Source organism: Chitinophaga filiformis, from assembly GCF_021646545.1.
In the GTDB taxonomy this organism is placed as follows: domain Bacteria; phylum Bacteroidota; class Bacteroidia; order Chitinophagales; family Chitinophagaceae; genus Chitinophaga; species Chitinophaga filiformis_A.
The window spans coordinates 181,215-194,095 of sequence record NZ_JAKIRP010000004.1; the positions used below are offsets into that span (position 1 = coordinate 181,215).

9 protein-coding genes are annotated in these 12,881 nt (G+C 47.3%); 3 read left to right on the forward strand and 6 right to left on the reverse strand.

Going from position 1 to position 12,881, the window contains the following annotated elements:
- Positions 1-1,101: a tRNA 2-thiouridine(34) synthase MnmA gene (gene mnmA / locus L3C95_RS13070; protein WP_089834717.1), complete on the forward strand. Its 1,101-nt coding sequence runs from the start codon at positions 1-3 to the stop codon at positions 1,099-1,101.
- A 99-nt stretch (positions 1,102-1,200) separates the two neighbouring features.
- On the opposite strand, the gene L3C95_RS13075 is transcribed toward mnmA, so the two are convergent.
- The 4 genes from L3C95_RS13075 to L3C95_RS13090 all read right to left on the reverse strand — a co-directional run bounded on the left by L3C95_RS13075 (position 1,201) and on the right by L3C95_RS13090 (position 7,756).
- Positions 1,201-2,082 (reverse strand): hypothetical protein, encoded by an 882-nt coding sequence (locus L3C95_RS13075; RefSeq protein WP_236388100.1) that lies wholly within the window; start codon positions 2,080-2,082, stop codon positions 1,201-1,203.
- 16 nt (positions 2,083-2,098) lie between these two features.
- Positions 2,099-3,259, reverse strand: a complete 1,161-nt coding sequence (locus L3C95_RS13080; protein ID WP_236388108.1) for an RsmB/NOP family class I SAM-dependent RNA methyltransferase — start codon at positions 3,257-3,259, stop codon at positions 2,099-2,101.
- Between the two features lie 110 nt (positions 3,260-3,369).
- Positions 3,370-4,938, reverse strand: a complete 1,569-nt coding sequence (odhB, locus tag L3C95_RS13085) for a 2-oxoglutarate dehydrogenase complex dihydrolipoyllysine-residue succinyltransferase (RefSeq protein WP_236388123.1) — start codon at positions 4,936-4,938, stop codon at positions 3,370-3,372.
- 67 nt (positions 4,939-5,005) lie between these two features.
- A complete protein-coding gene (locus L3C95_RS13090) occupies positions 5,006-7,756 on the reverse strand; it encodes a 2-oxoglutarate dehydrogenase E1 component (protein ID WP_236388136.1) in 2,751 nt (916 codons plus the stop codon).
- Positions 7,757-8,069: 313 nt separating this feature from the next.
- Here L3C95_RS13090 and rpsT point away from each other — a divergent pair, with 313 nt between their 5' ends.
- Both rpsT and L3C95_RS13100 read left to right on the forward strand, forming a co-directional pair.
- A complete protein-coding gene (gene rpsT, locus L3C95_RS13095; protein ID WP_089834712.1) occupies positions 8,070-8,324 on the forward strand; it encodes a 30S ribosomal protein S20 in 255 nt (84 codons plus the stop codon).
- Positions 8,325-8,800: 476 nt separating this feature from the next.
- Entirely contained in the window at positions 8,801-10,540 is a 1,740-nt protein-coding gene (locus tag L3C95_RS13100) for a M14 family metallopeptidase (RefSeq protein WP_236388157.1), read from the forward strand.
- A gap of 74 nt (positions 10,541-10,614) precedes the next feature.
- On the opposite strand, the gene L3C95_RS13105 is transcribed toward L3C95_RS13100, so the two are convergent.
- Together L3C95_RS13105 and L3C95_RS13110 are read right to left on the reverse strand one after the other, a co-directional pair.
- Positions 10,615-11,673: a beta-ketoacyl synthase chain length factor gene (locus L3C95_RS13105; RefSeq protein ID WP_236388165.1), complete on the reverse strand. Its 1,059-nt coding sequence runs from the start codon at positions 11,671-11,673 to the stop codon at positions 10,615-10,617.
- The gene (locus tag L3C95_RS13110) at positions 11,663-12,877 is read right to left on the reverse strand and encodes a beta-ketoacyl-[acyl-carrier-protein] synthase family protein (protein WP_262915863.1); all 1,215 of its coding nucleotides are present in this window, start codon (positions 12,875-12,877) and stop codon (positions 11,663-11,665) included. The genes L3C95_RS13105 and L3C95_RS13110 overlap by 11 nt, the downstream gene beginning before the upstream one ends.
- Between the last annotated feature and the right edge of the window lie 4 nt (positions 12,878-12,881).

Consider the following 12,881-nt stretch of genomic DNA (forward strand, 5'->3'; position numbering starts at 1 on the left):
ATGAGCAGACATGGTAAGGTTCTGGTAGCGATGAGCGGCGGTATAGATAGTACCGTTACCGCCCTGATGCTGCATGAACAAGGGTACGAAGTGGTGGGAATCACCATGAAGACCTGGGATTATGCATCTGCCGGCTCCAGCAAAAAGGAAACCGGGTGCTGTAACCTGGATTCCTTCAATGATGCCCGTGCAGCAGCCGTACACCACGGTTTTCCTCACTTCGTGCTGGATATCAGGGACGAATTCGGGGATTTTGTTATTAATAACTTTGTAGACGAATATATAGCAGGCCGCACCCCTAATCCTTGCGTTCTGTGCAATACCCATATAAAATGGCGTGCGTTGATGAAACGTGCAGATGCCATGGACTGTGCTTTTATTGCAACAGGACACTATGCTCAGATCAGGGAAGAAGACAGCCGCTTCGTTCTCAGCAAGGGTATTGATGACCTGAAAGACCAGAGCTATGTATTATGGGGCCTCCAGCAGGATGTGCTGGCCCGTACGATATTGCCCCTGGGTAAATACCGCAAGACAGAGATCCGCCAGATGGCGTTTGATTTCGGCTATCCGGAACTGGCAAAAAAAGCAGAAAGCTATGAGATCTGCTTCGTGCCGGACAATGACTATCGCGGTTTCCTGAAACGTAAAGTGGATGGACTGGAAGAACAGGTAAATGGTGGCAATTTCGTGCTGAGAGACGGCACGATCGTCGGTCATCATAAGGGTTACCCCTTCTATACTATCGGACAGCGTAAAGGGCTGGATATTGCCCTGGGACGCCCGGTATTCGTCACTGAGATCATCCCGGAAACCAATACCGTAGTGCTGGGTAATGAAGATGAACTTAACCGTAACGAAATGACCGTTGCAGGTCTGAACCTGATAAAGTACGATCACATTCCGGAAGGGATGGAAGCCATCACCAAGATCCGCTATAAAGACAAAGGGGCTCTCAGCAATCTTTACAATGTAGACGGAAAGGTAAAGGTGAACTTCTATGAACACGTGAAAGGTATCGCTCCCGGACAGTCAGCCGTTTTCTACGAAGGAGATGATGTGATTGCGGGGGGTATTATACAGAGAAGTGTATTGCAGTAGAATGCTGTAATCCAGATATAGAAAAGGTGCTTCTTTATCCGAAGCACCTTTTTATTTTCCTTTAAAGATTATTTGAGAGCAGATCGAAGTTTTGAAATGCTACCTGTAAGTGATCTTTCTCGTTGTTACCGACGTCCAGGTTTTATCATGCGGTGTGGCTTTCTCAATCGTCCAGTTTCCTTTTTTATCATACTCATATTCGGATGTAAAACTCATAGCTTTGTTGATTTGACCAAAGCTATCCTTAGTCAGACTATCGGCATGATAATGTTCCCACAAGACAATATTCCCATACCTATCGTACTTCTTAATCACTTTGTAATCAGCCTTACCATTTGTATAGGTATACATACCCACAAGTTGATTTAAACTATTATATTCATCCTCCCTCGACCAGGACATGGAATCCTGATTCAACATACGATGTACCGCCATTAGAATACCTTTCTTTTCGCTGATGATAATCTGTTCCTTATTACTGCCTTTCCCCGCGGAAATCAGCAACGTATCGCCCATCTTACTATACTCATAAAATTGATGACTTTCAGTACTAAAAAAACGGTTTACTTTTTCAACACGTCTGCCGGCAGCATCATATCTGAATCGGTCGGCATTATAAGTGTTATAATCATCCGAATAGATAAGCGCTAATATTCTACCTGCGCTATCATACCGTATAGTGAGCGTATCATTCGTTGTTCTCCTGGAAGTGGTAACGATCCTGTACAGCCGGTGGTCTTTAAAAAGGTATTCCTTCAACACAGAGTCCCTTTCTATGTATCCATCGCCAGCCTTCGTTTCTGTATAAAATACTTCGGAAATGTGTTCAATGTCTCCCTGGAATGTTTCAGGACGGAATGGTGTAGTGAAGTGCTCATTCAATACCTTCTCTCTGATCAATGCGATCCTGTCCACTTTTTCATCAGATGACGATGATTTACATGCTGCCAGCAATAGTAACAAATACAATACTCTCTTCATAAGGTTTATAAGGCAATTACTTTTTTAACATCTTTACCGCAAACATACTATCCGCCCGCTGTTCATATCCGGCTATCACACCTCCTTCCTGTCGTTCAAGCCCACTCCCCTCTTCCAGGAATCTCACCACCTCTTCATTCTCTTTCCTGAACACCGAACAGGTTATATAGATCAGCGTCCCTCCGGGTTTTAACAGTTGCACTACATTGGCAGCGATCTTCTTTTGCAGCTGCTGATATTCTGTGATCTGTTTCTCACTGAAGAAAGAAAGACTTTCCGGCGTACGTCCCCAGGTACCTGATCCTGAGCAGGGTGCATCCAGGATAATATGATCAAAACGGCGGTCTTTAATAACTGATGATGCTACCGGTGCTGTCAGGTCCATCACAACACTCTCGTAATGCCTTATTCCAGCCTCTTTAAAGCGCTGATGCAGGTTTTGGATAATGGAGGTCCGGATATCACTTGCCAGTAGTTTTACGCCTGGTTGTTTGTCCAGCAACAGGATCGATTTCCCGCCACTGGCAGCACAACTATCCCACCAGAGCTCTCCGGCCTGTGCATTGAATAAGGCGCCTACTTTTTGAGAGGAGGCATCCTGTATCTCATACCAGCTCTTATCTGTAATGATCGCATCTATTTTCGTACTGTTAGGCAATGCAATGGTATCGTCTCCCAATACTTCAAATGCCACCGCCGACTTTTCCAACAGGCGCAATATCGAAAACTGCTTGTTATTACGCGTTCTGATAAACAGTTGCGGTTGTACGAAGAAAGAGCGACTGAAGGCAAGACTATCAATATCGTCGGACAATTCCCTGGTAAACGGGAATACATCCGTCACATCTGCATGTCCCAGCAATAACAGTTTCTCATCTACCGGCAATGTGATCTTTTCATGCAGTTCCGGATGATAGAACCGTAATATCTCATTCCCTTCCTGTTCACACAGGAAACATCCCATCAATATTCTTTCAGAAGTACTCTTCGCCCCTTTCCACAGGTGTCCCAGCCGGTAATACTGATATACCAGTTGAGAGATCTGTCGTCTGTCCCTGCTGCCCATGTAAGGATGCTGCTTAAAGAATCCTTTCAGAAAGTGGTGCAATGGCAGGGAGCCATCGTAAGCGACAATGATCTTCTCTGCAGCAGCTAAATAATTTTCCCAGCGGATCATATAGCGATTGATGCGGCCGCTTTAAATGCAAAACGCTTAACGCGATTGGCAACAATGCAATCAGGCGTTAAGCGTTTCCGCAATTATATGCGTTCCGCGTTTAGCGTTTTTTACAATTTCAGTAATGCTTTCAGCGGATCCTTACCGAACAGTAACTGCTCAGGACTCTCCAGCATTTCTTTTACACGCACCAGGAAGCTTACAGACTCACGACCATCGATGATACGGTGGTCGTAGCTGAGCGCCACATACATCATCGGACGGATCACTACCTGTCCGTTGACAGCCATCGGGCGTTCCTGGATCTTGTGCATACCTAAGATGGCAGACTGAGGAATGTTAATGATCGGAGTACTCATCAGCGAACCGAACACGCCTCCGTTGGTGATAGTGAAGGTACCACCGGTCATTTCATCCATGGTGAGTTTGTTGTCACGGGCTTTGGTAGCCAGTTCCACTACTTTCTTTTCAATCTGCGCCATATCCAGGCTTTCTGCGTTGCGGATCACCGGTACTACCAGACCTTTCGGTGCTGATACAGCGATAGATACGTCACAGAAATCATGGTATACCAGCTCTTCTCCGTCGATATATGCATTTACAGAAGGGAATTCCTTCAGTGCAAAACAACATGCTTTTGTGAAGAAGCTCATAAAGCCCAGGTTCACTTCATGCTGTTTCTTGAATACTTCTTTATACTTAGCGCGCAGTTCCATGATAGCTGTCATGTCCACCTCGTTGAAGGTAGTCAGCATCGCTGTTGTATTCTTCGCTTCCACCAGGCGGCGGGAAACTGTCTTACGCAGGTTGCTCATCTTCTCGCGACGTTCTGCGCGGGTGAACATTTCCTGACCGATAGCCACACCCGGATGCTGAAGCGCTGCGTATACATCATCTTTCATGATCTTACCATGTGCACCGGTACCCTTGATAGAGGATGGATCCACGTGCTTGTCTGCAATTACTGCAGCAGCTACAGGACTAGCCTTTACATCATTCGGGATAGCGGTCACCGGCGCCTGCTGTGCCTGTGGAGCGGCCTGTGGTTTCGCAGCGGGAGCAGCAGAAGCAGCTGGTTGCGCTTTACCGGCAGGACGGCCTACACTGGTATCTATTTTAGCGATAGGATCACCTACCTTTAATACGTCTCCTTCTTTACCGAGCGTCTGTAACGCACCGGCTTCTTCGGCATTCAGTTCGAAAGTGGCTTTCTCTGATTCCAGCTCGCAGATCACTTCATCACGTTCTACATACTCACCGTCTTTCTTCAGCCATTTTATCAATGTTACTTCACTGATAGATTCGCCCACAGTAGGCACCTTCATCTCAATGGTTCCTTTATTTACCGCAGGTGCTGCAGGAGCAGCTTCGGCAACAGGAGCAGGTGCAGATGCAGCAACAGGCGCAGCTGCGGCCGGAGCGCCCGCACCCGCAGGAGCAGCAGCATCCGTGTCAATTGTACAAGCTACATCGCCTACTTTTAAAGTAGCGCCTTCAGGGGCTGCAATTTTTAATACCCCCGCCTTTTCTGCATTCAGTTCAAAGGTGGCTTTTTCAGATTCCATTTCACAGATCACCTCATCCTGCTGCACATAATCTCCGTCTTTCTTCAACCACTTTGCAATTGTTACCTCGCTAATAGATTCTCCTACCGTAGGAACTTTGATTTCGATAGCCATATTTCTAATTTCTGTGTGCAATCAATGTTTAAAAGTGAAATCATTCTTCACTTTATTCTCTATTCATCTAAATGTTAAATGCAGTCTCAATGATCTCGAGCTGCTCACGCGCATGTACCTTCGCATATCCGGTCGCAGTTGCTGCACTTGGATTACGGCTGATCACACCATAGTTGATCTGTTTCAGGTTCATCTGCAGATAGGAAGCTGCGCCCATGTTCAGCGGCTCTTCCTGTACCCAGAACCAGGTAGCAGCTTTGTACTTCTGGTTCAGCGCTTCCAATTGTGTTACCGGCAGCGGATACAGTTGTTCCAGTCTTACAATAGCCACATCTTTCCTGTTCTCTTTCAGCTGTTTTTCGCTCAGGTCAAAATACATCTTACCTGTACACAGCAGTACCTTTTTCACTTTAGATGGATCATCGATGAAATCATCATCCAGTACTTCCTTAAATCCTCCTTCTGTGAAGGCTGATATTGGCGAGTAGGAACCTACGTGCCTTAAGTTGGCCTTAGGTGCAAAATTCACCAGCGGCTTGCGGAACGGCCAGGTTAACTGACGGCGCAATGCGTGGAAGAAGTTGGCAGATGTTGTAATATTTGTAACGATGATATTGTATTCAGCACATGCCTGCAGGAATCTTTCCGGACGGGCATTGGAGTGGTCTGGTCCACCACCTTCATAACCATGCGGCAATAACATTACCAGGCCATTCTGTGTTGTCCATTTTTGTTCTCCACTGCTCAGATACTGGTCAATCACCGTCTGCGCACCGTTGGCAAAGTCACCATATTGTGCTTCCCACAGTACCAGGGCATTTGGATTGGCCATTGCATAACCATATTCAAAACCCAGTACAGCAAATTCACTCAGCAGTGAGTTGTAGATACGGAACTGGCCTTGTTTTTCCTGCAATGTAGCCAGCCTGTTATAAGTAGCGTTTGTATTTTCGTCGAACAGGATAGCGTGACGGTGGGAGAAAGTACCTCTCTTCACGTCTTCACCGCTCATACGTACATCCTTGCCTTCAGTCAGCAGACTTGCATATGCCAGCAGCTCACCGGTTGCCCAATCCAGCTTTCCTTCTGATTCGAACAGTTTTATTTTGTCCTGCAGCAGCTTTTCAACTTTACGTAATGGAACGAACTCTTTTGGCCATGCCATCAGCTTGCCGAACAGGCGTTTTACTTCTTCTTCTTTAATGGCGGTCACCGGCGATTTTTCAAAATCTTCCGGCTGTGATTTGCGCAGTGCCGACCACCACAGCTCTGGTTTCTGGTAAGTATAAGGCAGCGGGTTCTGTCTTACCTCATCCAGGCGTTCCTGCAGGTCCGCCCAGAAGCTCTTCTCCATTTCCTTCGCCAGTTCCTGTACTTCCACTTCACCTGCCTGTAACAGTTTCTGGGTGTACACTTCCCTTGGGTTAGGATGTTTATCGATCAGTGCATACAGGCTTGGCTGGGTAAATTTAGGCTCATCACCTTCGTTATGCCCGTGCTTACGGTAACACAGCAGGTCGATAAAGATATCTGAATTAAACTCCTGTCTGTAACGGGCCGCTATCTCAGCTACTTTCGTAACCGCTTCCGCATCGTCGCCGTTCACATGGAATACAGGCGCCTGTACGGTAGAAGCGATACTGGTACAGTAGTCAGAAGAACGGGCATCGTCAAAGTCAGTAGTGAACCCGATCTGGTTGTTGATCACCAGGTGCATGGTACCACCGGTGTAATAACCTTTCAGGTTGCTCATCTGAATGAGTTCATATATTACGCCCTGCCCTGCTACCGCAGCATCGCCATGGATCAGGATAGGGAGGATCTTGTCGTAATCGCTGTTGTAGATCACATCGGCTTTACTGCGGGAGAAACCTGTTACCAGCGGGTCTACCACTTCCAGGTGAGAAGGGTTAGGCAGCAGCTGAAGGTTCACTTTGTTGCCGGATGGTGTTTCCACGAGGGAACGGAAGCCGAGGTGATATTTCACGTCACCGCTACCCATTGTCAGGTCCGGTACGGCATGTCCTTCAAATTCGTTGAAGATCTGCTCATACGTTTTACCGAGGATGTTGGCCAATACGTTCAAACGACCGCGGTGCGCCATACCGATCACCGCTTCCTGCACGCCTTCGGCGGCAGCAGTGTTGATAATAGCGTCCAGGGCCGGGATGGTATTTTCACCACCTTCCAGACCGAAACGTTTCTGACCGATATATTTGGTGTGGAGGAATTTTTCGAACATTACACCCTGGTTCAGTTTCAGCAGGATGCGTTTCTTCCTTTCCAGGGATACGGGCTGCTGCAGGGTAGTTTCCATTTCACGCTGTAACCACTCTACTTTCTTAGCATCGTTGATATAAGTAAATTCCAACCCCACTGCAGCAGCATATACCTGCTTCAGTCGGTTCACGATATTTTCCAGGCTTGTTTTACCAAGGCCCAGTACCTGACCGGCATAGAATTCAGTTTTCAGATCTGCTTCTCCAAGGCCGTAAAAAGAGATATCCAGGTTAGCCTGTCTGTCCTTTCTTTCGCGGATGGGGTTCGTTTTCGAGATCAGATGCCCCTTTTTACGGTAGGCCTGTATCAGTCTGTAAACATTGAGTTCCTTTGTTAACTGGTCACTGCTTACCGGAAGACCGGCGCCCGCCGCTCCCGGCGCTCCTGCTTTTCCATTAACGTTATTTACCGCAAAGTCAAATCCTTCAAAAAACTTGCTCCATTCCGGGTCTACTGCGCCAGGGTCTTTACGGTAATCCTGGTATAAAGATTCAATGTAGGCAGGATGTGAGTTGGTAACAAATGAGAAGTCCTTCATTTACAACGAGTTTTGCTAAAGCTTCGATTCAAATTGCTATTCTGTTGAATGCCCCTTATATAATATATGGGATTGCAAATATCGTAGCTTTTTTGTGAAAGAAAAACGGAAAAATGCTGAAGCTTTAAAGCTTAATCAGGAACACTTAAACTGCTTTTCTTATATTAACCGGTTTTCACTTGATTTTATTCAGTTTAATTAATTTTGTGTCTATAGTACGGAAATCCGGGCAAATATTCCGGGAATTTCGTTTTTATTTGTTTTCTATTGAAGTAATGCATACCTTTGCCGTCCGAAACTTGAAATAAGAAAAATGGCAAACCATAAAGCAACGAAAAAAGACGTACGTCAGAGCAGAAAACGGAATGAGCGTAACCGTTACTACGGTAAAACTACCCGTAATGCTATCCGTGATCTGAAGAAATTGACTGAAAAGGCGGCTGCTGACGATAAGTTGTCTGATGTGATCTCTATGATCGATAAGTTGGCTAAACGTAATGTTATTCATAAAAATAAAGCAGCCAACCTGAAGAGCAAACTTTCTAAGAAAGTAAACGCCCTCGCGTAAGCGCTTTAGTCTGAAAATAATTTTTAGCTCTTCCTGTCAGCAGGAAGGGCTTTTTGTTTTGCCGGTACATTCCACAGGGACCTGGCACGTCCGTGTTCTCTCCGTGTTCTCTCCGTGTTCTCTCCGTGTTCTCTCCGTGTTCTCTCCGTGTTCTCTCCGTGTTCTCTCCGTGTTCTCTCCGTGTTCTCTCCGTGTTCTCTCCGTGTTCTCTCCGTGTTCTCTCCCTCGTCCCATTCCACTCCCCTGGTTACCGCCGCTACAAACATACAGTCCGCCTGTGGTGCGGCTGATCTAAGCAACCTTTCCCGATCTTTCTGCCGCCCATGTATTTCTTCCTATGGACACACAACAGACATATAAAAACCAAAGATAATCCACTATTTTGTTGCCCCGGCATTGACAACATGCCGCCTGCCTGATCATAAGGCGCAACAGAACTAAATCAACCAACGCTTTACAAACGTCGCTTTTAATACATGAAGAAAATCATCAGAACCGCTACCCTGCTGGCGCTATGCTACGTCTGGCTGCCCGCAGCAGCACAGGACCTGACCACCCGCTTCGAAAAAACACAGGGACAGGAAACAGCTACTTATGAGGAATGCATCGCCTATTACCGGCAATTAGATAAACGCTTCCCGCAGATCTCCATGAAAGAAATGGGCCTCACAGATGCCGGTATTCCCCTGCACCTGGTCGTCTACTCCCCTTCCGGCGATTTCGATTTTACCAGCCTGCGCAAAAAGAATAAACGGATCATCCTCATCAATAACGGTATCCACTCCGGTGAACCCGACGGTATAGACGCATCCATGATGTTGCTGCGCGATCTGGCTCTGGGTAAAAAGAAACTGCCTGAAAATATCGTCCTGGCCGTCATCCCCGTATACAACATCGGAGGTGCTTTGAACCGTAGCACCAATTACCGGGTTGATCAGAATGGTCCTGCCGCCTTTGGCTCCCGTGGCAATGCACGGAACTATGACCTGAACCGTGACTTTATCAAAGCCGATTCCCGTAATGCCCGCTCTTTCCAGCAAATCTATCAGCTGGCGGATCCGGATGTCTTCATAGACAATCACGTGAGCAACGGCGCTGATTATCAGCACATCATGACCCTGTTATCGACCGAACATAACAAAATGGGCGGTATCATGGGTAGCTTCCTCCACAAGGAATTCGAGCCCGGCATCTACCAACTGATGAAGGAAAAAGGTTATGACCTCGTTCCTTACGTCAATCATTTCGGTGAGACACCTGAAAACGGCTGGATCACTTATGCAGACGGCCCCCGCTATTCCAGTGGTTATACCACCCTCTTCCATACGTTCGGATTTGTGCCTGAAACACATATGTTGAAACCTTACCCACAAAGGGTCCAGGCTACCTATGCGCTCATGGAATCATTCATCAGCTTCGTCAGCACACATAGCGAACAGATTAAAACACTGCGCGCACAGACCAAAGAGCAGGAAAAAACGCAGGCTTCCTTCCCGCTGGAGTGGAATGTGGATACCAGCCACTACAGCTATATCAATTTTAAAGGTTATGCTGCCGGATACAAGCCCAGCGAAATATCCGGTCAGCCCCGCCTCTACTACGACCGCACCAAACCTTTCGAAAAGCAGGTAAAGTTTTATGATAATGTCGTTGCAGGGAACTATGTGCAGAAGCCCCTGGCTTATGTTATTCCACAGGGCTGGTGGAATGTACTGGACCTCCTGAAGAATAATAATGTCCAGATGAGACGTTTTACACAGGATACGGCCATCTATGTGGAGACCTACCATATCGACGACTATAAGACTGCCCAGCGTCCGTATGAGGGACATTACATCCATAGCGATATGAAGGTGTCTGCTACCAAAGACACTATCCACTTCAGGAAGGGCGACTATTACATTCCGATGAACCAGGTCGCAAACCGTTACCTGATAGAAACACTGGAACCTACAGGAGACGACTCTTTCTTTGCATGGAACTTCTTTGATCCCATCCTGGCGCGCAAAGAGGGATATTCACATTATGTCTTTGAGGATATTGCGGCAGATTATCTGCGCTCAAACCCTGCCTTACAGGAGCAGTTAAAACAAAAAAGAGCGGCCGACAGCACTTTTGCCAGGAGTGGAGATGCCCAGCTGCGCTTTGTTTATGAACATTCACCTTATTCGGAACCAGGATACCTGAGATACCCGGTTTACAGGATCGTTAAATAAAAGATCATCCGATAAAATTCTTCAAAGGGCTGCCTGATACAGGTGGCCCTTTAATTTTCAGGGCTATTTACAGGTTACACCACCTGTACCAGCATAAACGTATGCTGCTCTCCAAAGAAGTGATTATAGATGAGAATATTCCGCAATCCTGCAGGCTGCTGCTGCAACATTGGGAACCATTGTGATGGGATCTGTTGTTGTTTTAATACCTGCGCTGCCAGCCAGAGGGCAAAGGCGCCCGCTGTTTCATAATCACCGCTCAGGTGTTTGAACGGCAATTGAGGACAATGCGTATAATCGTTCAGCACCTGGTAATAGTGCTCATGATTGCTGTCGGCATTTGCACCAGTCAGCACCAGGTCTATATCTTTCGGCTCTAACCCATGTTGCTGCAGGAACAGGGGCAACGCGGCTTTTAGTTTTTCGGAGGATGGTTTATATAACATCTCCAACCCTCCAATCTGTGCATAGCTCTGCGCCGTAGCTGCCGGAGCCAGTAAAAAGAAGATGGCGCCTTCTCCGGAGATTGTCCCGGGAGAGACATGCTCATACAGCCTGTCATTAGACACTGTTTCCTTCTTCCAGTGACCAATACGCCCTTTTATGAAAAAGTGCTCCGGTGTGATCTCATCGAATGCTCCTGCCAATACATCAGAAGTGCCTTCATGCAATAACAGCATACTGTCCAGCAGCGCATGTTCAAACGAAAAGCCACGATGTACGAACGTGTTGTTGTATGTTGTACATTTTTGCTGTAGTGCAATCAGGCCATTTACAGCATTATAGGTAGATTGAATGAAGGGAGTAGGATTCAGGGCCTGCTCCTGGTAATCACGGATCTCTTTGATAAAGCGTTCTGTGTCCTGCAGACTGCCTTTGCCAGTACCGGTCACAATAGCACCGGGAACGGCAATACCGCTGTCCTGCAGGCATTTCAGAGAGGCCGTCAGCCCCATTCTGAGCACGCGCGTCATACGGCGCAGACTGTTCGGGGCGATAAAGGAACGATAATCCGGTTCCATGCAGGAAAGCATATTTCCCTCCGTAACCACTACCGGCTGCGACAGGTCTCCCTCAAACGTATGCTGGGGTGTGATGGCGGCCAATCCCTGTATATAACACTTACCCTTCATATTTGCTGATCAGCAGGGAAGCATTGCTGCCGCCAAACCCAAATGAATTTGACAGCACATTACGTACGGGATACTGCTCCAGCAATCGGGTTTCCGGTGTAATGTACAATTCCTGCATTTTATCTTTAAAGTGGAGATTAGGAAATATTGTCTGATGAGAGATGGCCAATACAGCATAGATCGCTTCTATCCCACCTGCTGCCGCCAAAGCATGACCCGTAAAAGGTTTGGTACTGCTGAACTTCGGTACCTCAGTGCCAAACAACCGTTGTAAGGCCATTCCCTCCGCTACGTCATTGGTGAGTGTAGCAGTACCATGCACATTGACATACTGAATATCAGCAGGTGTACAACCACCCATTTCCATGGCTGTTTTCATTGCAGCATAGGCGCCATCGCCCTCCGGAGAAGGAGCTGTAGGATGGAACGCTTCGTTGGTATTGGCATAACCACCCAATGTGGCCAGTACAGTAGCATTCCGCTCTTTTACGAGCGATTCACTTTCCAGCACCAGGTATGCCGCACCCTCTCCCAGATTCAGACCGTTGCGGTCGTTATCAAAAGGACGGCAGGGGCGTTTATCTACATTCTTAAGTGAGTTGAAACCATTCAGGGTAAAGCGGGTCAACGCTTCCGTGCCACCGCAGATCGCCCGGCGTAGCAGACCGGCTTTGATCAGCCTTGCGCCATACATCAGTGCATTTGCAGAGGAGGAACATGCGGTGCTAATAGTAGTGATAGGTCCGTTGATGCCCATTACATCAGCAATCTGCTGTGTACAATCGGCGCAATCCAGGGTATCGATATACTTGTAGAAATCACCCGTCTTGGCCGGGTCAGCGATATCAAAATAAACATTCTCTGTATCACACATGCCACCTACAGTAGAAGCATTGATAAAGCCGGTGGATGTATCCTCCACGCTGCTGAGACCTGCATGTTTCAGTGCTTCCTGCATGGCGATCAGTCCCAGTAAAGTAGTACGGGTATATCCCTCCTGACCGGCAACGCCAGCCATTTCACGGAGTGCCGCTGTGGTATGATTGACTTCAGCTACCGGTAAAACTTCCTTATAAATAGTGTCCAGCTGCCTGGTGAAACCCAGACCGCTCTTTTGCGCGCGCAGACTCCGGAGATTCTCTGCGACGTTATCACCAATGGCGGTGATCATGCCTAAGCCTGTTATAAACACTCTTTCCGCCATCTCT

Excerpts from the sequence above, each read along its gene's own strand:
- mnmA (WP_089834717.1), top strand. The coding sequence starts at position 1 with ATGAGCAGACATGGTAAGGTTCTGGTAGCGATGAGCGGCGGTATAGAT.
- L3C95_RS13075 (WP_236388100.1), bottom strand. The coding sequence starts at position 2,082 with ATGAAGAGAGTATTGTATTTGTTACTATTGCTGGCAGCATGTAAATCA.
- L3C95_RS13080 (WP_236388108.1), bottom strand. The coding sequence starts at position 3,259 with ATGATCCGCTGGGAAAATTATTTAGCTGCTGCAGAGAAGATCATTGTC.
- odhB (WP_236388123.1), bottom strand. The coding sequence starts at position 4,938 with ATGGCTATCGAAATCAAAGTTCCTACGGTAGGAGAATCTATTAGCGAG.
- L3C95_RS13090 (WP_236388136.1), bottom strand. The coding sequence starts at position 7,756 with ATGAAGGACTTCTCATTTGTTACCAACTCACATCCTGCCTACATTGAA.
- rpsT (WP_089834712.1), top strand. The coding sequence starts at position 8,070 with ATGGCAAACCATAAAGCAACGAAAAAAGACGTACGTCAGAGCAGAAAA.
- L3C95_RS13100 (WP_236388157.1), top strand. The coding sequence starts at position 8,801 with ATGAAGAAAATCATCAGAACCGCTACCCTGCTGGCGCTATGCTACGTC.
- L3C95_RS13105 (WP_236388165.1), bottom strand. The coding sequence starts at position 11,673 with ATGAAGGGTAAGTGTTATATACAGGGATTGGCCGCCATCACACCCCAG.
- L3C95_RS13110 (WP_262915863.1), bottom strand. The coding sequence starts at position 12,877 with ATGGCGGAAAGAGTGTTTATAACAGGCTTAGGCATGATCACCGCCATT.